Consider the following 20,826-nt stretch of genomic DNA (forward strand, 5'->3'; position numbering starts at 1 on the left):
GAGGCTTTTTGTCTCACAGTGAGACAAAAGCAACTCACCAGGCTATATGGGCTACTGCCCTCAATTAGAATCCGCTAACAAGGGAGAGCTCACCTCCCCCTCTCTAACCGGCCATTTCAATGGTGGAAAGTTCTCCGTGACACTCATATCTGGGCAGTGTTGCTGTACCAGCTCTAGCTGTTGCTGCGCCTCATCTGATAACGTTAATTGCAAATTAGCCAAGATATCATCGATAAGATCAAACATAGGCTGGCGTGATATCTGGGCATCGCGCTTCGCCTGGCTGCCGGGATATCTTTGCAAAAACCTAAAGCTTATTTCTACAAGGTAATGATCCCCAATTGAAAAGTAGCATTTACGCCGCATCGATGAAAAACCTGGCAGCATGGGGACAAGATCAAAACTCGCTGCCGGCACCCCTAAGCCACTCACCCCCTTCCAATCTACCGGCGCTCGCCATGCTGCAACGCCATTCTCCTCTTGGTGGCCTCGGTACGCTGTCTGCAACGCTGCCACAGCATGCTCAAACGCGCGAGGGTGGAAAAAAGATACCCCCTCCTTTGGCTCAACTGGCCTATACACCACAATATTCATTGTTAGGCGCGCTTGCCTTCCTGTGAACCATGGGCCATAAAAGCCCCAGCTACGACGAAAAACACTGGCATACTCCCAGCTTTGATCGGGTATCACACGCTCACTATCCATACGAAAACCAAAGTTCAGTATCGAGTCATGTCGAGGCGCAATATGCTCACTACAGTCATCACCAGGGCTGTGACGTGGGGCCTTTATCTTCAGCACACTCCCCGCCAACCGTGCAGCCACAACACCAGAGCTTGAAAAGCTTGGCCCTACAGGAATACATGGCTCTTTCAGGTCACGGAGCTTGATAGACGAATACTTGAGATAATTTCGCATGAGTTAAACCCAGCCTCCCTTTTTCATTTTATCGTGGGTCTCTGGAGCAGCCACCTCCAAAAGATCAACCCCCACACCTGCAGCCCCCTTGGCTGCTTTATACAATGCACCAGCAAAAACAACCGCGGCGGGTATCGCTGCTGCAGATATAACCGGCACAGACACGCCCGCTGCAGCACAGCCAGCTCCAGCAACAGCCAACCCAGTGGCACCTGCAGCCCCCGCCTTGGCCACAAACTTACGCACTGCAGTAGTCGCATGACCAAGCCGATAACTATCATCATGCTGACTGCGGGTTTTAACTACTGCAAGGGCATCCATATTACCAACTATATCGAGAGCAGACGACTGACTAAAGTCTCCATTGATACTGAGGTTGAGGCGCATCGCTTGCTTCACTGCTACATTTGTTCTCGACTTCGGTTTGTAGAGGTAAGCTGTATGAGTCTTTAACTCCACCCCTTGATCAGCCAGAATTCGCATTGCCTGCGTAAGAACGGCCGAACCACCAAATTCCGCCACCCAGTTAACCGCCTTGATCTTACGCGCATCATACATCGTTTGCGCAAGCTGCAACGCCGACGCGTTCAACACATCGTCATTTAACGGATTAAACGCTGTTTTTGCGTGAACCAATCCACCGATTTTATCTTTCCCCGGCGTGTAGTGCAAAGCAAATCCATGTGTTTTCATTTGATTAGGAGAGACCTCAGGTGCATTTGCTATCCTTAGCGCAGCCTGTTCTGCAGCAAAACTAGCATCCTCATAACCCCGATCAGATATCGCGACATGATGAGGCCCTTCACTCTTCAACCTTCCATCCTTGATATAACGTGTATCCCACCCATCTGCTTCGCTAACAACTCGGTATAACCCTGCAGCATTAGTCTCCTCTTGAGTAAAATAATTCTCATCCCTCTCAAAGTATAAAATCTTATAGCAATCAGAACTCATCTTCTCAATGGTCACTTTACAACCGGGTAGCACCGCAATAAATTCGTCAGAACCACCCTTCGTCACAGGGTTAATGAATATGTTAGCCATGTTTAAGCGGCCATGCGCAAGGTTATGCAGGCCTTCCACTGTTATTCTCGCCCAGTGACTGCCTTTACGTGAAAGCCTTACAAGCTCCTCATAAGTAGGCTTCGCCGCAGGAACGATATAAACAGGCTTCCCCGCATTCTCTCCTGCAATAATTAAATCTCGATTTGCCCTTTTGCTAAGATCGAACATTTATTAAACTCCTTTTTAATAAGCCACATAAACTAAGCTGCAACCTATAATTGACTGCCTCAAAATACCTACAACTTTTACAAAGCCATAGTATTCTGCTATCAAAGAACACTCAACTGTATAGCCCCCCCTAACTTTAGGGGGCACAGCGACAGATAACAGAAAATAATACCCGAAAGATATAGCATCACTGCTGTCACTGACCAGATAAAGTCAATACATAAGGTGCTAGAATTCTAGGCTAACAGATATTGTACGCCGATGCGCTAACGCAACGGCTCAAACACGCCGTCAACTGCCCCACACCTCCAACCACGGACTATATCGGTAAGCCACACCAAAGCCCTCTTAATAACGCCCACAAAAAAAGGCGCCTAAGCGCCTTTTTAATAAAGCTATGTGACTAGCCAATAGTAATAGCGGCCAGCCAACCAAAGACCAACAGTGGGATATTGTAGTGTATGAAGGTCGGGATAACAGTATCGCGAATATGATCGTGTTGACCGTCGACGTTCAAACCTGCCGTGGGGCCAAGAGTTGAATCAGACGCCGGCGAGCCCGCATCACCTAGCGCGCCAGCGGTACCGACTAAGGCGACAATCGCCAGTGGTGAGAAACCGAGTGCGACGGCGATCGGCACATAAATCGTAGCGATGATAGGCACGGTGGAAAACGACGAGCCAATGCCCATCGTAATCACTAAACCAACCACCAACATGACCAGAGCGCCAACAACCTTACTATTACCGACCAGCGCCGCAGACTGTTCAACGAGAGCAGGCACATCGCCGGTATCTTTCAATACCTGAGCAAAGCCGGCCGCAGCGATCATGATAAAACCGATCGTCGCCATCATTTTCATACCATCGATGAACAGGCCGTCAGACTCACGCCACTTCACCACCCCAGTACAGGTAAAAAGAATAAAACCTGCCAAGGCACCGAGCACCATAGAGTCAAACATCAGCTGAACGGCAAAGGTGGCCACAATAGCGGCGAAGGCCAACAGTATAACCGCCGGCCTAACCTCAGTATGACCAGCCTCTAGCTGCTCAATCACAGCCATATCGTAAGCACGCTTCTTACGATAACTGAAGAAGATAGCGATCAATAGACCGGCGATCATCCCCATGGCGGGCAACCACATCGCCGACATCACGGATAACCCCTCGGTATCAAGGCCCGCCTGCTGCAAGTTACCCAGCAGGATATCGTTAAGATAGATGGCACCAAAACCCACTGGCAAGAACATATAAGTGGTGATCATACCGCCGGCCAAGACACAGGCAACAGCACGTCTGTCGAGACCGATTTTAGCCATGGTGATTAACAGTGGCGGTACCAACAACGGGATAAAGGCAATATGAATCGGTATTAGGTTCTGCGAGGCAATGGCCGCCAGTAATAGCAACAAGCAGATTAGAATCTTGCCACCAAGCTGCTTACTATCATCGACACCAACCATAGCTAAAGCTTTTTGTGACAGATACTGAGGCAATCCTGATGTCGCGATGGCAGCAGCGAAGGCCCCCAATACCGCATAACTTAAGGCAACGCTCGCGCCATTGCCAATGCCACTATTAAAGCTCGCCATCGCTGCAGAGAGCTCCATGCCCGAAGCCAAGCCTCCGGCTAAAGCAGCGACAATAATCGCGGCAACCACCGGAAAACGTGCCAGACTCAAGGCCAGCATTAATACTACCGCTAAAACAACTGCGTTCACGTGTGTTCCTCATCCAATATATCGACCGGTAGGTTTAATTAGCCGGTTGAGTTTGTTTTTGTGTTGGGTCGACTTTACCATGCCCGCCGTTAACTATGGGCATCGTTGTCATTATTTAACAAAAACGGATCGACTAATAAGCAAACACGACTCCCTACAGAGACAGAAAACCCCAGAAAAGTCATCCAGTAGTGGCTCGCGAATTGAACGTGTTTTATCACTAATCTTGATTACTTGGCGCAGCTACCGACTTTGCTCCAGGAGCTATCAGAACCTGGTACAGAGACCGTCAACCAATTAGCTTCATAAACAATGCCAGCATATACGAGCTGATCACCAGCCCCTGCATGGACTAGGAGTACTCCTCCAATCTGTTTGAGGCTAATTTGGTTAGGTATTGATCACTTAACAGCCCTCACCAGGGGTAACGGGTATAACAAGAGTAACAAGCTTTCTGTACTTCACGCCGTCACAAAGAGGCGCACAAGTACTCGTTACCCTACACAATGAGCGACTACTGAAAGCAGTCGCTGATAGACGCCCCCACTAAATCGCTTCAGCAGCTTCTTCCGCTTTATTTAACTCTTTCAATAAACGGAACAGCTTTTCTGTTTTAGGGGTAAGCACCATCGTTTCATCGGGCTGAACATGCTTCGCGCCGTCACCGTAAAGCTTTGAATAATAGGCGACGTTCTGGCGATAGTACTTACCATCAGAACCACCTAGAAACTCTCCACCATGGTTGAGTGCAATTAAATCATAACCCGCTGATTCAGCCGTTCTCTGTGATAAACAGTGGGTCGTAGCGCACCAGACTTTACCCATCTGAGCGCCGCTTGCCTCAACCACACTGTCGAGGTACTGCCCTACATGCACCCAAGCACCTTTGCCTCTGTATTGAGGGTCCACAGCACCCCACACCCACTGCATATATTTTTGCCCCCGATTAATAAACATCGAGACGACAGATATCAAGTCTCCCTCTAGATAGATGCCGTAAAAAGCCCAATCGCCCGTTTGATAACGCGCTATTATACTCGCAGGATCATGATGCCATTCGTAATCAGAATTACCGACCATCTCATCAATTGCGTGGATATAAATATACGCAATTCTCTCCGCCGCTTCTTCTACATTAGCTATCTTCTTATAAACAAGATCATTGCCTTTTACACAATACTGCTTATATACCTCTGGGAACTGAATTTCCTTCACATCCTTTAGTTCACCAAGGCAGCTGCTAGGAACATCGCCAAACCTTTTCTTATTCAACGCAATCCTTGCTGCAAAATCTGGCGTCTTGCCACGAACTTGACTCATAAAAACTCCATTTCTATTTATTCAGCTATTAATTATCACAATATTTACCACAAGAATCTTATCCAAGACGCCGACAAAATAAAAGTTATTATCTCTACAACAACCACCTATTCAGGTTTACTAGCAGAAACTTAAAAGTGTTTCGGCAAGCATCATAAACAACTAAAAATAATTGGAAAGTGGGTAAATTGAATAGTGATAACTCTATCATTAAACAAAGCTAAAACATTAGCATTGAAAAAACCAACAAGCTGTGATGAAGTAGCGACCTGACTTATAAAGTTAATTACTGATAGGGAAATAATAATGTCAAAGCCAGCAATGCCGATTGATGACAAGCTGTATAATCTTAAGTTGAAAAGCGGCGGTTATTTAAGTGTTAAAAAGGATGGCACTGGGGTAGAGCTTGTTGCCAAGCCAGATGGCTCAAGACTGCAGAAATGGCGGTTTTTAGAATACTTTCAAGGTCCACCCAACAGCTATAGCTTCGAGTGCTTCGCCAACGGACAATCATACTTTCTCAACAATGCCCCCCATGAAAACGCTGGGGTTGTCGGATCATACCCTGGCGTCAATACGCACATCTGGCAAATCACTCCCCAAATTGACGGCTACTTTCATTTTTTTTCCGCTTTCAGCACTGTTCAGAGCGAGCGATATTTTGGCACCTCCACGAGTGGCGGAGCACTAAGCCTACAACACTTAGATGATGGCAGCGGTCGTCAACAATGGCTGCTGCGCTCAACTGAGCCCGTATCCGACACGCTTAACCCCTACCTGGAAGATGAAATACTCAACCTTATGGCCTCCTGCCCAGATATGGTTGCCGTTTTACTCAGCAACCAATGCATGACTGAGTCTAAGGTCGAAAATAATATATTTTATTCTAACCCGCAAAATGGTGCTCAGAATGAAAGAGCCATTGATGAGCTACTGAAAGCCTATAAATACCAGATAGATGCTCAATCTGATTGGCCTTTTGATCTATTCTGGTCGATTCACATCGCCATTGCTAGAAGCAACCCCAGCTCTAAGTGGCACAAGTATGCCCTCACCTTACCGAAGGGCAAGCAACAGATAACCAGCTGCGTGACAAAATCATGGCTTGGGACCATATCGACGGGGTGGAGCAACCCGTTTGCTTGCACAGTCTACGTCGTTTAGCATTCTGCCATAGCGCACCAGGCTAATGCTAGCCCCCTTATCGGACATGATAGGGGGAGCATGTGACTGATCTAGCTAGGGGCAACAACAGTACTTTTTATACCCTTTACAAGCACTCGTTTCGAAACAAACACTTCAAGGGGAGAAAAGCACTAACTTCACAGCAAAACCAATAAAAGTAATACCTATAGCAGACTGTATACCTCGAGAAAACCAACCATCCACTGCCAGCTCTTTTAATTTATGAACAACAATAACAAGCGCTGTAAACCAGAACACGCTAATTATAGCATGTGACAGTACCAGCAAGTATGCACGATAAACGCTGTCATTTATGGATAAAAACTGTGGGAATGCTGCAAGATAAAACATAGAAACTTTAGGGTTTAACATATTTGTCAGAAACCCTTCAATAAACGCTCCCCGAAGCGTTACCGAAGCCTTTTGCGGGGCAGCTGCAAGGCTCGATACTCTTGATCCAGACCACCAAACAGAGAGGAGCGATTTAACGCCAACCCAACACAAATACATTGCCCCTAAAACCTTCATTAAAAGAAAAGCATTAGGTGACTGCAAAAGAATAAGAGATAGACCAAATATCGATAAACTTCCGTGTATTATCAGGGCTACCAAAAAGCCAACAACAATAGCAAATCCCGCCGAAACACCTGATTTAGGTACAGTTTTTGCAATCAAAAGACTACTAGGCCCAGGCGATATAACAAGCAACAGCGCAACTAAAACAAACGTCAACAGACTTGTCAAATCCATCATTGACCTCTTATAAAACAGAACAATAACGCAACTAAATTAGCATTTAATCAAACATACAGAGGCCTAAAGGTTCATTAATGACCTCAGCACGTCTAAAAAATATTGCGTTAAGCCGCTGACTCTATTAAGTCTTCAAAATTTGACTTTTTCATCCGAGCAATCATATCATCGTTTAAATCACTCACTTCAGACATATTTTTATTCGACGAATAAAACGAGCCGTCCGGGTGCTCTTTCCCTAAGAAGTCACATAGTGGCCCCCAACCTTCGCCTTCCGTAACACTAAGAACGAGAAGGTCGCTTTCACGCCCTGCAAAGTACGCTTTCACATCCCTGACATGGTTCTCATAAGCCGCTCTAAACATCGCCTCATCAAAGTACGGCGTCCCAAAGACTTTCAGCCTTAAATCCATATAAAACTTCTTAACCTTTTCTAATTCAGCACTAGAAATAGCAAGATCAAAGTCGGGGTCTTTACTGTACTGCGGCGCACATGATGCCAGCCAATTGTCGACATTGCGTTCCGTTAGAATAAACTTAGAGCCAGGATACAGACGATCTAGACTCTCATACTGCGAAGCAACAGAAAGATTAACCGCCGCATCACAGCTAGCAATATCCATGTTCGTCACGGGAAAATGTATGCAATTATAGCCAAGCTGAGTTAAAGCATGATGTAAACTCGTGGTACCTGTCTTAGACAGTCCCAATCCAAAAATTTTTGACACAATAATATCCTTATAATACCGACAGCCATCAGAAATAAAGTCGCTCATTGATTATAAAAACCATTTTTTTAACACAACTTTACGTAGCCACCTACAACGTGGAGACACACACTAACAATAAAAATTAGTAATTAAAAGAAATTAAAAGAAATTGTCGACAAGGCCACACTAGCTTGTCGCGATGACAGCCTATACGCCCTCACCAACAATTTAGCAAAGACCCCCACTCTCTTCATGACTACGTCGCTCAAGATAAAAGCTGTAGCGAAAAAAGGCCTGAACAGCCATCGGAATACTTTCTATTTACCCTGAAAACAAGGCGATAATCAGCAAAATGAAAAGCATTGTTGATACGAAAACCTGCGCAGAATTAACGCAGACCTATGAAAACTTCTGCCACTAACCACTTGTTTCTTTGATAATTTTATTCTGCAACAGCCTGAAATGCATAGGGGTCATTACTAGAGTCATCATTCCAGCTATATTCTGTATTGTGCTCAATACACTTCGCCTCGCCTTTTCCTCTGATTTGCTGAATATAAAAAAGCGCTGTATCAATGCCAGCAGATACGCCAGAAGAAGTAAGAAACTTGCCATCATCTACCCAGCGCGCACTAGGCTGCCAGTTAACCTTATTCGATAAACTCGTTACCCACTGATAAGCCATCTTATTGGTCGTAGCACTCACCCCATCCAAGATGCCAGCTCGAGCCAATAAGGCGGCGCCGGTACAGACTGAAAATACTTTCTCCGATACCTTCGCCTGTTGATAAAGCCAACTCAATAACTTCTTATCGTCGACTAGCTTTCGAGTCCCTAAGCCGCCGGGAATGATAAACAAATCGCACGGATACGTATCCTCTAGATCCATGTCTGTGACAACTCTAGGTCCATGAGCACACGTCACCATAGCCTTATCACCCACCAGCTTTATATCAACATTCTCCATATGCCCCAACACCCCTATGGGACCATGAAGATCTAAGGTTTCATACTCATCAAAAACTAAAGCTAATATTTTCATAGGATTCTCTCTTGTGGCAGCAAACAATGAACTAGGCGCAATACTAACAGTAACGGCTGTACCTGCGGCAGATAGAATTATGGATAAAAACTCACCGCTTTCATATTCCCTCAAAATGATCGTTAATTAATTTGACTAAGGGAAACTGCAACCTCAGACCCATTTTAATCATTTAATTTAATTCAGCAATGTTGAAAGATAGAACACAGTGTTGCTCTTTTCTGACGATCGCGAAACCCACGACCAACACGGGCAGTCGAGGCGCAGATACGGCGATGCTCATAGGGCGGCACCGCGTAAGCATCAGCATCATAAAGAAAGGCTTTACGAATACAGCGATAAAACGCAGGCATTACTCTTGCGAAGTGTAGAGACGAACTAAGGCCCTCCCCCAGAGTCTTGTATCATATCTAGAAGAGTACTGGAGAGAGGTCCGTCTAACGTGGGCAGTTAAGTATTTCTGTAACTTTAATTTATATTTTTGATGACTACTCTTCAATACTCCCTAAAAATTTCCTTAACAACTTATTTAGGGTGTTATGTTCTTCCTCTGTTAAACCTGAAGTCAACCTATCTTGGGTTGCTACGTGCGCAGTAACCGCCGAATCGATAATGGCAAAACCTTTCTCCGTTAACGACACAATAACACTACGTGCGTCATCGGGATTCTGCATGCGCTCGACCAAACCTGATTTTGACAATTGGTCTATTCGATTCGTCATCGTACCTGACGTTACCATCATGGTCGCCAGCAAGTCATTGGGCGAAAGCGCATAAGGCGGGCCAGTGCGAAGTAGCGTCGCCAGCACATCAAAACTCGCAGCATTCAAGCCATACTCAGCAAAGGTCTTTGTCATTTCCTGACTAAGATGCTGCGTAATGCGCTTAAAACGCCCGACCAAGCTCATAGAGCTAACATCTAAATCAGGCCTGACTTGATTCCACTGTTCAATAATCTCATCTACTTTATCCACTTTATTTCCAAGTCTTATATATCCACAGCGATGATCACAAATATATGTCTTGACGTCAAGATAACGGATGGTATCTTGACGTCGAGACAAACAAAACAAAACTAGGGAACAGTATGAAACTTCTTATCCATTTAATAGCAACATTACTTATCACGCTCAACTCTTCGAGTAGCTTCGCTAAAAATAACGCCAAGGTACTGATCGTTTTAACCAGCCACTCACAATTAGGAGACACAGGGAAAAAAACAGGATTTTGGCTGCCAGAGCTCACCCACCCCTATTACGAACTGACTGACGCCGGTTACTCTACTGATATCGCGAGTATTCAAGGCGGGATGGCCCCGATTGACCCTGGCAGCTACGATGACAAAGACGAATACAACAACCGCTTCTTGAAAGACCCAGAGCTACTATCTAAGGTCATCAAATCCATTCCCATAGAGAATATTGACCCTGCAGACTATAGCGCCGTGATCTACAGCGGCGGCTCAGGCACAATGTGGGACTTTCCAAACAACGCACACGTCGACCGCCTCACCAAGGCTATTTATGAAAGCAATGGCATTGTATCCGCCATCTGCCATGGGCCAGCCGCCCTGATCAATGTGAAGCTATCAGACGGAAGTTACCTCATTGCAGGTAAAAAAATAGCCGCATTCACCAACGATGAAGAGGCCGATATCGGGCAAACTGAGATTCTGCCCTTCTTGTTACAAGATAAACTACTAGAGATAGGCGCAGACCACATCTATGCTAAATCGTGGGCTGAAAATGTTGTTGTTGATGGCCGCCTAATTACGGGTCAAAACCCTGCCTCAGCCAAGAAAGTCGCCACAAAAATTATTAAACACCTCAAGGAGACACAAAAAAACAATGAAAAGGGCTTACATTTATAGGGAGAGTGTTAAAAATAATAAAACTTTCCACCCACTTCACCTTACCTGAATTCACATATTTTCTGTCGAAGAGTGACGGCTATGAAGGTGGGCTTCACTGGTCTTTGTAATTTCTTCGTTGGCTATACGATCCATACATAAATACAACCTTCACAAAGCAGTATTTTTTGGTTACGCCTTAATATCAATACATCACTGACTAAGTTGGCTCTATATCATCTTACTTTAAATGAAAACATTTGAGATAGAGCCAACAACTAATGTGGGTGGCTTAGTATTTTGTAGATTACGTAAAAATCAGCGACCTACTAGAGATTCCAGAAGTCGAGCTACCATCTTCCTGCGTAATGGATTCAAATTTAAAAATTATTTGAAAGCCTTCGCTTAGGTTTGATAACCGAACCTGTTAACTTGTCCCTAATCATCATCAGACTTGTACCGTCGACACTTGGTTGAATTATATTGCCTTTCACCCAAGACATGGCACCAATAATAGCTTTCTGTATATTTCGTTGCCTTGAATGAGTTATGCCAAACTTTTCCCAATAGGCATATGAACCTAACTCGAATTGCGTTTCAGCGATCACAGTCGAACAATTCTGATGCGAAGCATGGCGTAAGGCCAATAGCATACCCAAAATCCCCCAACCTCTCCCTTCTTCGCCAGCTACTGTTTTTGGATAGTCGACACTAAGAGAGCTGCCTGCAATAGTGGCTTTAATGCTGAAGACTTGATATCCATTTTCATAAATCCTTATTTTACCAGAAGATTTATTAACCGTAATGCCATTTCCCAAGCTAAAATAGTGTCCACGGTTGTCAAGCTGCTTAGCACAAAGTATCACTGTACTTAACTCAATATCTTTAGGCATCGTATTACTCTCCTTGTTCGACCTTAATAAAATCGCAAACAAATACGTCAATCTCAACCACATTGTTTTCCATCTTCTAAAATATTATCAAGCTCAATAAAACTAAGCGAGTAATAAACGCCATCTAAAAATATTGTAACAAACACAGCTTATCGTACGCCAACTTTGATTGCTGCCGCACCCGGCTAAACGGAAGAAGTCTGGTTAATGCGAGTGACTTAGCATTTTCGCCTAGTATTTCGCCTTAGTGCTTTCTTAGAGAGAGTTTATGATCACGCCTGCATGACGCTAACATTACAGCCTACATTAAATATATAAATTTAAAAAACATGCAAAGCAAAAAACTTAACGCCTTGTTTAGAATTTTTTACTATGCAACAATGCAAATCAATCAAGATCAAGGAAGCTTGTTATGAATAAAAAACTTTTAATATTAACATTAGCCACTTTAGTTAGCGGCAATGCGTTGGCTTACAATACAAATATCACCAACACAACATCTGTTGAAGTAACAATTAAAGCAGGTTCTAAGGTCATAGCAACAATTGAACCTGACAAAACTGTAATAACAGAACTTAACCCCTACACTTCTTATGCATTTTCTTATCAAGGACAATGGGCTCCACAAGGGCTGGGTACCATACAAAAATATACCGATCTTGTTTATCAAATAACCCCTCAAGATCGAGCAAATGGAAGAGTCAACATTGAGACCAGCTTACAAACTGACAGCGGGAACGGCCACGTAGATAATGTAAACAATAGCGCAGGCAGCAACGTGTATGGTGGAATCTGTGACCAAGATAACGGAGGGATAACTTGCACACTATCAAAAGGCGATTCATTGAAACAATTGAACATAATATTTAAAGGTATTTAATAAGTTTGGCATGGATGCCACCGTGTACCATACGCTATATCACCAAAGCGGCATAAACCCTCAGCCGTGACCCACTACCTCTAAATGCCACTCAGAACCCATAATCACACTTGCCACCTCGCTTTCCCTTACCTCGATCCGCACGCTTTCTGGCGAAAAGTATTTGAGAGAGTGACAAGCTGACTATAGCAACGAGCTTTACTGGGCGCCATTGAGCATCGGAACCTTTGTCATTCTAGGCTTAGCCCGCGATAGCACTAAGCCTTCGATCAAGACGACTAGTACTGCGCATTCGCCTTGTTAATCTCGCTGAGATAAACCGACAGCAGTTGTTTCATGTTATTATCGCCCTCCTCTTCAAGCATCTTTTTAACTGCAGGCTGTGACACTGCCCGCATTCTCTCCCGCTCTTTTTGCGACAGTGTGTGGGTCTTCATTCTCTTGGCTAAATAAGGCAACCCCTTGGTCTTAGAGTTCTCAATCGCAAGAGCCACACCGCGCCCTGCAACCGTCGCAGCTCGAGTCGCACGTGCTATAATTCTCTTCTCCTCCTCGTTGATGCTGTCATAAAGCTTTTTATTCATGCTAAAAACATAAGGGGTAAAGAGATGATTAGTGACAGTAAGATACTTCTGAGTCTCATAGAGCTTAGCCACCGATATCGTCGATAGTGGGTTCATCTGGCCATCTACCATCCCTCTCTGCAAGCCCGTGTAGAGCTCTCCCCAACTCATAGGATAGGCTTGCGCCCCAATAGAATTAACCATCACCTGCTGCGCCGGCACCTTCATCGTACGGAGTCTTATTCCCTCAAAATCCTCCAGCTTAGTTATCGGTCTTTTGGAATTAGTAAATGAATAAAAACCGCCACTATCGGGGAAGCCGAGAACTTTGATGTCTTTCAAAGTATCCTCCATATCGGCAGCCAAAGCATCACCAAAAGGGCCATCCCAAACGCGATACGCTGCGGCAGATGAATTAAAGGCAAAGGGTAAGTCGATTAGCTCCATTCGCGGATAACTATCACCCATGGCCCCACTCGATGTGAGCGTTGCCTGGATGATTCCCTTACGCAGCATTGAAAGGTGCTCCCTATCTGAACCCAGTTGATTCATGGGGTACATTTCCACCAAAATCTGGCCATTACTCTCCGCCTCAACAATACTTTTAAATGTCCCCGCAAAGGCATGAGCGGGATTTTCCAAAATATCCTCCCTATTATCATGGGCAAACTTGATAACGGTCTGGCCAAAAGCGGCCGCTGACAGCCCCGCGGACAGCAACGCTGCTAGTAATATCCTTTTCATAAAATAATTCCTTTATTAAATGTATTGCTCAACTGTTTTTATTTTATTACCCACACCTATATTAACGGCACAACATTAAGCCTTTAAACGCTATTAGCAAAGCTTACTGCGAGCTCGCAACAATATTTTAGTGACCACTCCTTTGTATTTTCACCACACACTAGCGCAACACTCGCATAATTTGAAGTAACAATTGTCTGACAGCTGTAATTATTTACGACACACCGCGCGGATTACTACAAATGCCGTTAAGATTTTCACACCACACCCTCTTATCTTAACCCACATAGTGTCTGTCGTAAGGCTTTTGAGAAGGTAGCATGATGGCAGTGAATTCAACTTAACTTCGCATACTCTTCTTCTGCAATTAATTGTCTTTGTAAATTTTCATTAACCTATGTTAAAGTCCCCGACGCTAAAAAACACACCCAGCGAAGCAAATAACAACACATAAAAGTCGAACTACTACTAACTCAATATTCCTTATGTGAAAAGCTTAAATCTGCTTATTAAACAGATCATATCAGAGCCTACCGTTACGGCCTTAACCTTAATAATTTAAAGAATTGATTTTATGGATAAAACTACAGATTCATTCATGCTGCCTGAATTAAATATGCAGTCCAAAGCTGGCTGGTTAATTTGGGCCGCAATCCTAATCGGCGCTATCAACCTTCGCACAGTAATGACATCAGTTTCACCCTTAATGCCTGCCCTCATTGATGAACTGAAAGCTAGCTCTATAGGCGTAAGCTTTTTGTATTCAATCCCCATTTTATGCATGGGTTTATTTTCACAGATATCCGTATGGATTATTAAGAAAATTCATATTGAAAAAGCGATTTCAGCATTACTGTTCATACAGGGTATTAGCATGATTATGCGTTATTACTCCCCCGGCTATATCACATTGATAGTGAGCGCTATTATTTCAGGCGTAGCCATTGCCGCCCTAGGCCCATTGATATCAGGCTTTGTAAAAAAACACCTTGCACATAAAGCCACCCTCGGCATGAGCGTGTTTACATTCTCGATTGGGCTAGGCGCTGCCTTGAGTGCATCATTATCTGGCTGGCTCTATACCAGCGGCACAGCAGACTGGCCATTTAGCCTAGCAACATGGGGTGTTCTCTCCATCTTGTCCGCTATGTTTTGGCTCAATATAAAATCCGATAACAGTAACAGCCAATCACCTACCAACAGTGACTATACGATTCCTAAGAAAAACATCACCGTTTATTTTCTCGTTATTTTCTTCGCGTTACAGGCCGGGCTAACCTTTTCATTGATGGCTTGGCTGACACCTCTTCTAGTGAACAAAACGAACGACTACTCTTTGGCCACTTACTATTTCAGCCTCTTTAGCTTCCTTCAGTTGGTTGGGAGCTTGATATTCCCGCCTTTACTTGAAAAGCTGGGGTCAAAACATGGGGAATATATCTCAGCCGGTTTCGTTCTTTTAGGGGTGATTTCTTTATCTCTCCCCGGAAACATTCCTCTTGGCTTACTACTGACAGGGGTAGGCTGTGGCGCTGTTTTCTCATACTCTCTAATGATGCCCTTACAACTGACCAAAAACTACAAAGAATGCAGTGCCTGGTCTGCTTTAATGCTGGGCGGCGGCTACACACTATCTAGCCTATTTCCGCTAGGCTATGCTGTTTTACAAGACAAAGGCAGTGATCATCCAATGATATTTTTAATGCTCATCATTCAAGCTGCAAGCCTTCTTGGTGTTTTGGTCTTTCTAAAAAGGCGTATAGTATAACGCCCCGCATACGGTGGTATCAGACAAGCCGATACCACCTATTACCACCTCGCTTTCTCCCTGCGCATGGCGTGCTTTCCTTGGTGGCAGCACCCGTCACAAACGAGATAATAAACCGATAAAGTTACTGCGCTGTAAAAACTCACCTGTAAATGAAACCTCTTGTCTCATCCTACTATTCTCGCTCGCCCCATAGACTTTTCGACTTAAGTTATTCAGGCTAAACCCCGAATAACCTGTACCGTCAATGCTTACGACTCGGTTTAACAACAGATGCTCGCCATCAATTATAGCCTCCATATCAATCTTACCTGCATGCTGCCCACCCTCTGAAGGCGATGTATAAAAATTATTAATAGAATTAATAAGCCAGCTAATCGCGGAGTATGGAAGGCAAAATTGTGATTTCGAGTATTTCCCTTTATGAAATCGCCTCTCTTTTTCTTTAGATATAATCAACAACCCTGAATATTTCAATAAGAAGTAGGTCTGCTGATACTTAGAAAAGCTGTCTAACTCCTCACCTAAATACACAAACCCCGTAGGTACACCGATAGCAATATCTATTTTTTCTGGGACAATCACTGCACACCAACTATTGACTATATATATGGCTCGTCACAGCTTATAACTTTTAACAGCGATTAATGACGCAGAGTTATTGATTAATTATTTTCTTAAAGCTCACCACGCTCGTACTTCTCACCCAGCGAGCGCCATAAAGCAAGGAAGCCAAGCTCATACAAAAACGTCCAGCTTAGAGAAATATCCACCGGATCATAGTTTGATGCTGTGCCTTGTTTGTTGCGAGACCTATTAACCAACGCATAACCGTCTGTAGTACTTTGCACGCAAAGCATTTCACCATCGACATCCATATCCTTGCTTGTCATTGCTCCTGCATGCAACCCCCCTTCTGCGGGCGGTTTACGAAATTCTTCAAGGGCCCAAGGAAACCAACTTAAGGCTTTAAGAGGAAGGTCGTACTGCTTGCAGTAATACTGATTTTTCGGGCCTGAATGGTAGGAGATCAAAAGAGCCAAATGGTCTTCGTGTTTTACTAACAGGTACAACCTTTCTCGTAGCTGCGGTCTGCTATCTAAAAAACGCCCCAATTCCACCACGCCTTGTGGCAGTTGGTCATGCCGGTCAATACGGCTTAGGGGGGTCAAAAGTGGGTATTTCTGTACTCTGCTCATAACGGTTTTAATCCTGGCATAATAATGATTGCGTCGGCCTCGCTAAGCTCTTTCAGACTCACCTCTTTGCGCTCAAAATTCAAGGTTTCCACTGCGCCGAACTGATTGGGGCTATTAGGGTTTAAGTCTTTGGTCAAACCGTTGCCCAAATAGTCTTGATTATTACCAACTTTATCATGCATTAGCATGCGCAGCTTCATATCGTCGATATCCGCCTGTTTCATGTCGGTGGTTCTTAGGTAGTCATCGAAGTCCTCAGTATTTCTTGACCATTTGCTTTCCAAAAAACCCTGGTCCGCTGCGGCCTCATAATGGCGAGCATAATCGGCCTGAAACGCAGGCGTCATGGCTTTGTCGGTAAAAGCCTTCGTGAAATCATCAGGTAATTCCGTATTCGCAAACTCACCTACTTTTTCAAAGGTCGCCGGGACACTCTTCACCCCGGTCAGTGGAACTGCTTTCTCCGTGTCTACAATGACCAATGTATAATCTACATTAGGGTTGTAATCCAAACCTAATGATTCGGAGATCAGTTTAGGGTCTGAGTCTTTATCCTCCAGCTGGTCAAAACTGGTCGACCAGTACTTTGCTCCTTTGCCGTTGACGCTTTGCATATTCAACCCCAAAGCGCCGCTGAGGTGCTCCGTAGGGGCATCATGGCTGGACAAATGTTGCGTTTCCATAAATCGAACCTGGAAGCGCTCTGAGCCCACCTCCCCATGCTGTGCAAGATGAGCGAGCTCTTGATCCGAGTATTTTGGTTTGTAACCGCTTGCTTCAAGCTGTTTACGCCGATTCGCTAAAATGACTTTGGCTTCGACTAAACTGCTAGGTTGAATTGCTTTGTTTGGAGTAACACGTCCCTCCAGTGGCCTATCATTATTACTCCCTGTACTTTCAACCGGCTGCGCTCGCCTAACTGCCGGTACTGCCACAACGGGGCGCGCCGCCCCCCCTGCTTCTCCGTCAGCCTCAAAGTCCTCAAAACTGACCGTATCAGTGCCTGTGTAGCCTGTGCTCTGTTGCCGCTTGCTCTTTTTGCCGCTTTCGGCGAACGCTAACAGCAACTCGCCGAGCTGGGTAAATTTTACCAGCTGGCGCAGCTTACTTGCGGCATTGGCTACCGCACCGACGCCACCAGCGGCGAGCAACAGCAAGGTCAGTAATAGCTCAAACACTGCCACGCCGGCCATGTTGGTGTATTCAATCGCATGCTGCGCATCAGCATAGTCTTTAGCGAAGCGCTCTAGATCACCTCTTAATGACGCATCGGCGTAAATCACCTCCGCTGCTATCATCACTTGCTGTAACTGCTGACGATTAAGCTGACTCGGATCGAAACCTAATACCTCGACTAACTCCCGCCATTCAGAAGCAGCCAGACTCTCGCCAAAACTCGCCACGAAGTGCTCGCTCCCCCTGCCCGCCTGCGTTGCACGAAATAGGTGTCTCGCTCGCACCACCGGGTTAACCAAGTCGGTCACATCCTTCAACCACACCGCCAAGCCCCAGGCAGCCTCTCCCACACCGGACATCAAGGCACCGGTATAAATCAAGCCCTTGTTGAGTTCGCTCTCCCTGGCCATCAGATCCGCCAATAACCGACCGTAAACCTGCTCCGAGACAATAATATCGTGACAGGTGTTGCTAATCTTTACCCGCAACAACGCTCGCTGTGCCAACTCTGGCTGCAGTGACGAACTCGACTCAACCGATTTCAAGATCAGCTCGCTATGCACCATGGCATCGCCGAGCGCCTGCTTGGGGCAGAAAGGTAACAAATCCGATCGACCGTTATAAGCATGGGATGTCGAACGCTCTGCTAAACTGCGGTAGAGAAAGCTCTTAGCAAAACCGTGGTAGAAAAAATGAACTGCACTGTGTAATTGTAACGGCTTAAAACGCTCCAGCTGTGCTTGACCTTTAATCGGGCACTGAGCAAGGTTGCTCTCATCTGGCCACTGGCTACCAGCCCCCAGGCTGATGCTATATTCGTTACCGTCCTTATCCTTAAGATTATATACAGACATAACCGTGTCGTTATCTTTGTTATTGGAGCGCTACATTCTTACGCTAACTAATCCCGTTATAAAACAATGCTTTTTAAACAAGCATTTCAACGAAGTAAGCGACCGTGCTTTACTAGCGTCAATAGTAAACAATACCGCACTAGAGAAGCAATAAGAATATACAAGCAACTTATTTATTGTAAAAACTCACGACAGGCCAGCGCTATCACTCACAACAAACGTTTCCTCTAACTACACAAGTATGGCCAGATAGAAAATCGAGATTCAATCCAACTACGATGATACTCATCACACTGCCCTGCATGAAAATCGACAGTGCTAAGTCATATAATTCCTTTAGCACCGGTTCCCCCTCAGAAGTGACTCACTGCGCCCAAATACTGCTCAGATTCTCGCAATCAAACTTACCTGCCACTCCCCTTACCTCAGTTCACATGTTTTCTGTCGAGAAGTGCTTGAGAAGCTTTGATGATAGCTGTGGCAATGAGCCTTGCTGACTATAGGTGTCTTTGTAATTCTTAGGGTATTGCCTAGTGGTAGAAGGATATCTTGACATAGCACCAATTACTTCCCGATTTGATAGATACAATATAATCAATATGAATACTTTACCCTATGGAGCTTGAGTGCAATGAACAAAATAAGTTTATTAATCATTCCTTTGCTAGCGATCTTATTACCGGGCTGCCATGGAGTTACTTCTGAACGGGGCACTCAAGAAAACAGACCACATACAAGCTCACAGGGTAGCAAGGCTGTGACTTGCCTCGATAAAAAAGTAGGGTCCACATTTAAACTCAACAACATCACTTACGCTGTTGTTAACAACCAAACAATCAAAAGTATTCGTGCACTGAATGATCAACTTCGCTTCTGTACCTCCCACGTCACAAGCATGGAAAATTTATTCCAGTATGAGGACACTTTCAATCAGCCAATTAGTGATTGGGACACCTCCAACGTGAAGAACATGGACGGGGTGTTTATGGGCTGCAAAGCGTTCAATCAGCCAATTGGCGATTGGGATACTTCTCGTGTGACGACCATGATAGGCATGTTTGCTGGAGCCACCATTTTCAACCAACCTATTGGTAAGTGGGATACATCAAGGGTGAAGAATATGCTCGCAATGTTTAGTACTACTGACGCCTTTAATCAGCCCATTGGTGATTGGGACACCTCCAGCGTGACTGAAACCGCTCAAATGTTTTCTAGAACACGCGCTTTCAACCAGCCTATTGGCGATTGGGACACTTCAAAGGTGAGGTCCATGTACAATATGTTCGGTGAAGCTGCCACTTTTAATCAACCGATTACAACGTGGAATGTAACGAGAGTAGACACCCCCGCTAGCGACTTCGCTCCAGGCAGCGCCTTAGAAGCCAAAAATATGCCTAATTTCGGTAAATAAACACGTTACGCCCCAAGACCTAACAAGACACCCACATTCATTGCCCTCTGAACGCAATAAATTGATTTTATGCGACATGGTGGTGATGGGTGTTTTTGTTATTACGTTCTAACTATACCTGGCCTAAAAGTTATAATAATTCAAAGATAACAAACATGAATATTCACAATATTGCCAACCACCTAAATAATCTTGGCGACAAGAGCTACACAGGCCTTAAATTCGACTGTTACCCGATAGAAGGTGACGGAGAAGCCTTGATGGTTAATATCACTGGTCGCGAGGAGGTGCCTGTATCGGTAACACAGCAGCATACTCGCTATATCAGCTAACCTTGGAGTGAAGATGAGGTTAAACAAGAAAGTCGCATGGCAATGTTTGAGATTAATATCCCGATGCCATTGTCGGCTTTTGCAAAAATAGATGATCAGTACGTTATTTGTGAATACTTTCGATTATTTCTGATAACTACCTGAAGACCATCTATGAGATGAGCGACCTCCTCAAGTAGGTGTACCAGGAGGCTCCCCATCATTAAAGAGTATTGTATTGATCTTGTGGTAATTGGTCGTGCCTGTCCATACGAATTAGGAAATTCAAAAGAG

20 protein-coding genes are annotated in these 20,826 nt (G+C 44.8%); 6 read left to right on the plus strand and 14 right to left on the minus strand.

What is annotated here, in order from left to right:
• Positions 1 to 60: 60 nt before the first annotated feature.
• From EDC56_RS13795 to EDC56_RS13815, 5 genes are all read right to left on the minus strand, one after another.
• Complete coding sequence (locus EDC56_RS13795) at positions 61 to 918, minus strand: hypothetical protein (RefSeq protein WP_123713155.1); 858 nt, start codon at positions 916 to 918, stop codon at positions 61 to 63.
• Between the two features lie 3 nt (positions 919 to 921).
• Complete coding sequence (locus tag EDC56_RS13800; RefSeq protein WP_123713156.1) at positions 922 to 2,151, minus strand: hypothetical protein; 1,230 nt, start codon at positions 2,149 to 2,151, stop codon at positions 922 to 924.
• A gap of 403 nt (positions 2,152 to 2,554) precedes the next feature.
• Positions 2,555 to 3,874 (minus strand): Na+/H+ antiporter family protein, encoded by a 1,320-nt coding sequence (locus EDC56_RS13805; RefSeq protein WP_123713157.1) that lies wholly within the window; start codon positions 3,872 to 3,874, stop codon positions 2,555 to 2,557.
• A gap of 230 nt (positions 3,875 to 4,104) precedes the next feature.
• Positions 4,105 to 4,272, minus strand: coding sequence for a cellulose-binding domain-containing protein (locus EDC56_RS20045; protein WP_123713351.1), 168 nt, complete (start codon positions 4,270 to 4,272; stop codon positions 4,105 to 4,107).
• Between the two features lie 148 nt (positions 4,273 to 4,420).
• A complete protein-coding gene (locus tag EDC56_RS13815; RefSeq protein ID WP_123713158.1) occupies positions 4,421 to 5,194 on the minus strand; it encodes a hypothetical protein in 774 nt (257 codons plus the stop codon).
• A gap of 306 nt (positions 5,195 to 5,500) precedes the next feature.
• Here EDC56_RS13815 and EDC56_RS13820 point away from each other — a divergent pair, with 306 nt between their 5' ends.
• Positions 5,501 to 6,358: a hypothetical protein gene (locus EDC56_RS13820; RefSeq protein ID WP_148059415.1), complete on the plus strand. Its 858-nt coding sequence runs from the start codon at positions 5,501 to 5,503 to the stop codon at positions 6,356 to 6,358.
• Positions 6,359 to 6,493: 135 nt separating this feature from the next.
• On the opposite strand, the gene EDC56_RS13825 is transcribed toward EDC56_RS13820, so the two are convergent.
• The 4 genes from EDC56_RS13825 to EDC56_RS13840 form a co-directional block, all read right to left on the minus strand.
• A complete protein-coding gene (locus EDC56_RS13825) occupies positions 6,494 to 7,132 on the minus strand; it encodes a LysE family translocator (protein WP_211333701.1) in 639 nt (212 codons plus the stop codon).
• 107 nt (positions 7,133 to 7,239) lie between these two features.
• Positions 7,240 to 7,908 carry a sulfotransferase family protein gene (locus EDC56_RS13830; protein WP_123713160.1) on the minus strand — a complete coding sequence of 223 codons (669 nt, stop codon included), beginning with the start codon at positions 7,906 to 7,908 and terminating at the stop codon, positions 7,240 to 7,242.
• A gap of 376 nt (positions 7,909 to 8,284) precedes the next feature.
• Entirely contained in the window at positions 8,285 to 8,884 is a 600-nt protein-coding gene (locus tag EDC56_RS13835) for a DJ-1/PfpI family protein (protein ID WP_123713161.1), read from the minus strand.
• Between the two features lie 488 nt (positions 8,885 to 9,372).
• Positions 9,373 to 9,858, minus strand: a complete 486-nt coding sequence (locus EDC56_RS13840; protein WP_123713162.1) for a MarR family winged helix-turn-helix transcriptional regulator — start codon at positions 9,856 to 9,858, stop codon at positions 9,373 to 9,375.
• Between the two features lie 113 nt (positions 9,859 to 9,971).
• On the opposite strand from EDC56_RS13840, the gene EDC56_RS13845 reads away from it, so the two are divergent.
• A complete protein-coding gene (locus EDC56_RS13845) occupies positions 9,972 to 10,754 on the plus strand; it encodes a type 1 glutamine amidotransferase domain-containing protein (RefSeq protein ID WP_123713163.1) in 783 nt (260 codons plus the stop codon).
• 359 nt (positions 10,755 to 11,113) lie between these two features.
• Here EDC56_RS13845 and EDC56_RS13850 read toward each other — a convergent pair whose 3' ends face one another.
• Positions 11,114 to 11,626 carry a hypothetical protein gene (locus EDC56_RS13850; RefSeq protein WP_148059416.1) on the minus strand — a complete coding sequence of 171 codons (513 nt, stop codon included), beginning with the start codon at positions 11,624 to 11,626 and terminating at the stop codon, positions 11,114 to 11,116.
• A 412-nt stretch (positions 11,627 to 12,038) separates the two neighbouring features.
• On the opposite strand from EDC56_RS13850, the gene EDC56_RS13855 reads away from it, so the two are divergent.
• Positions 12,039 to 12,506 carry a hypothetical protein gene (locus EDC56_RS13855; protein ID WP_123713165.1) on the plus strand — a complete coding sequence of 156 codons (468 nt, stop codon included), beginning with the start codon at positions 12,039 to 12,041 and terminating at the stop codon, positions 12,504 to 12,506.
• Between the two features lie 278 nt (positions 12,507 to 12,784).
• Here EDC56_RS13855 and EDC56_RS13860 read toward each other — a convergent pair whose 3' ends face one another.
• A complete protein-coding gene (locus tag EDC56_RS13860; RefSeq protein ID WP_123713166.1) occupies positions 12,785 to 13,813 on the minus strand; it encodes a DctP family TRAP transporter solute-binding subunit in 1,029 nt (342 codons plus the stop codon).
• A 574-nt stretch (positions 13,814 to 14,387) separates the two neighbouring features.
• Between EDC56_RS13860 and EDC56_RS13865 the strand changes: the two genes are divergently transcribed.
• Positions 14,388 to 15,581 carry an MFS transporter gene (locus EDC56_RS13865; protein ID WP_123713167.1) on the plus strand — a complete coding sequence of 398 codons (1,194 nt, stop codon included), beginning with the start codon at positions 14,388 to 14,390 and terminating at the stop codon, positions 15,579 to 15,581.
• Positions 15,582 to 15,677: 96 nt separating this feature from the next.
• On the opposite strand, the gene EDC56_RS13870 is transcribed toward EDC56_RS13865, so the two are convergent.
• The 3 genes from EDC56_RS13870 to EDC56_RS19815 all read right to left on the minus strand — a co-directional run bounded on the left by EDC56_RS13870 (position 15,678) and on the right by EDC56_RS19815 (position 18,810).
• Positions 15,678 to 16,166 (minus strand): hypothetical protein, encoded by a 489-nt coding sequence (locus EDC56_RS13870; protein ID WP_123713168.1) that lies wholly within the window; start codon positions 16,164 to 16,166, stop codon positions 15,678 to 15,680.
• A gap of 92 nt (positions 16,167 to 16,258) precedes the next feature.
• Positions 16,259 to 16,780: a hypothetical protein gene (locus EDC56_RS13875; protein ID WP_123713169.1), complete on the minus strand. Its 522-nt coding sequence runs from the start codon at positions 16,778 to 16,780 to the stop codon at positions 16,259 to 16,261.
• Positions 16,777 to 18,810, minus strand: a complete 2,034-nt coding sequence (locus EDC56_RS19815) for a hypothetical protein (RefSeq protein WP_211333702.1) — start codon at positions 18,808 to 18,810, stop codon at positions 16,777 to 16,779. The genes EDC56_RS13875 and EDC56_RS19815 overlap by 4 nt, the downstream gene beginning before the upstream one ends.
• Before the next feature lie 631 nt (positions 18,811 to 19,441).
• Between EDC56_RS19815 and EDC56_RS13885 the strand changes: the two genes are divergently transcribed.
• Together EDC56_RS13885 and EDC56_RS19820 are read left to right on the plus strand one after the other, a co-directional pair.
• On the plus strand, positions 19,442 to 20,221 hold the full coding sequence (locus EDC56_RS13885) for a BspA family leucine-rich repeat surface protein (protein ID WP_123713170.1): 780 nt from the start codon (positions 19,442 to 19,444) through the stop codon (positions 20,219 to 20,221).
• Positions 20,222 to 20,376: 155 nt separating this feature from the next.
• Positions 20,377 to 20,553, plus strand: coding sequence for a YjfI family protein (locus EDC56_RS19820; protein ID WP_211333703.1), 177 nt, complete (start codon positions 20,377 to 20,379; stop codon positions 20,551 to 20,553).
• Positions 20,554 to 20,826 lie beyond the last annotated feature (273 nt).

The organism is Sinobacterium caligoides (assembly GCF_003752585.1).
Classification (GTDB): domain Bacteria; phylum Pseudomonadota; class Gammaproteobacteria; order Pseudomonadales; family Sinobacteriaceae; genus Sinobacterium; species Sinobacterium caligoides.

Excerpts from the sequence above, each read along its gene's own strand:
- EDC56_RS13795 (WP_123713155.1), bottom strand. The coding sequence starts at position 918 with ATGCGAAATTATCTCAAGTATTCGTCTATCAAGCTCCGTGACCTGAAA.
- EDC56_RS13800 (WP_123713156.1), bottom strand. The coding sequence starts at position 2,151 with ATGTTCGATCTTAGCAAAAGGGCAAATCGAGATTTAATTATTGCAGGA.
- EDC56_RS13815 (WP_123713158.1), bottom strand. The coding sequence starts at position 5,194 with ATGAGTCAAGTTCGTGGCAAGACGCCAGATTTTGCAGCAAGGATTGCG.
- EDC56_RS13820 (WP_148059415.1), top strand. The coding sequence starts at position 5,501 with ATGTCAAAGCCAGCAATGCCGATTGATGACAAGCTGTATAATCTTAAG.
- EDC56_RS13825 (WP_211333701.1), bottom strand. The coding sequence starts at position 7,132 with ATGATGGATTTGACAAGTCTGTTGACGTTTGTTTTAGTTGCGCTGTTG.
- EDC56_RS13830 (WP_123713160.1), bottom strand. The coding sequence starts at position 7,908 with ATGAGCGACTTTATTTCTGATGGCTGTCGGTATTATAAGGATATTATT.
- EDC56_RS13835 (WP_123713161.1), bottom strand. The coding sequence starts at position 8,884 with ATGAAAATATTAGCTTTAGTTTTTGATGAGTATGAAACCTTAGATCTT.
- EDC56_RS13845 (WP_123713163.1), top strand. The coding sequence starts at position 9,972 with ATGAAACTTCTTATCCATTTAATAGCAACATTACTTATCACGCTCAAC.
- EDC56_RS13850 (WP_148059416.1), bottom strand. The coding sequence starts at position 11,626 with ATGCCTAAAGATATTGAGTTAAGTACAGTGATACTTTGTGCTAAGCAG.
- EDC56_RS13855 (WP_123713165.1), top strand. The coding sequence starts at position 12,039 with ATGAATAAAAAACTTTTAATATTAACATTAGCCACTTTAGTTAGCGGC.
- EDC56_RS13860 (WP_123713166.1), bottom strand. The coding sequence starts at position 13,813 with ATGAAAAGGATATTACTAGCAGCGTTGCTGTCCGCGGGGCTGTCAGCG.
- EDC56_RS13865 (WP_123713167.1), top strand. The coding sequence starts at position 14,388 with ATGGATAAAACTACAGATTCATTCATGCTGCCTGAATTAAATATGCAG.
- EDC56_RS13875 (WP_123713169.1), bottom strand. The coding sequence starts at position 16,780 with ATGAGCAGAGTACAGAAATACCCACTTTTGACCCCCCTAAGCCGTATT.
- EDC56_RS19815 (WP_211333702.1), bottom strand. The coding sequence starts at position 18,810 with ATGTCTGTATATAATCTTAAGGATAAGGACGGTAACGAATATAGCATC.
- EDC56_RS13885 (WP_123713170.1), top strand. The coding sequence starts at position 19,442 with ATGAACAAAATAAGTTTATTAATCATTCCTTTGCTAGCGATCTTATTA.
- EDC56_RS19820 (WP_211333703.1), top strand. The coding sequence starts at position 20,377 with ATGAATATTCACAATATTGCCAACCACCTAAATAATCTTGGCGACAAG.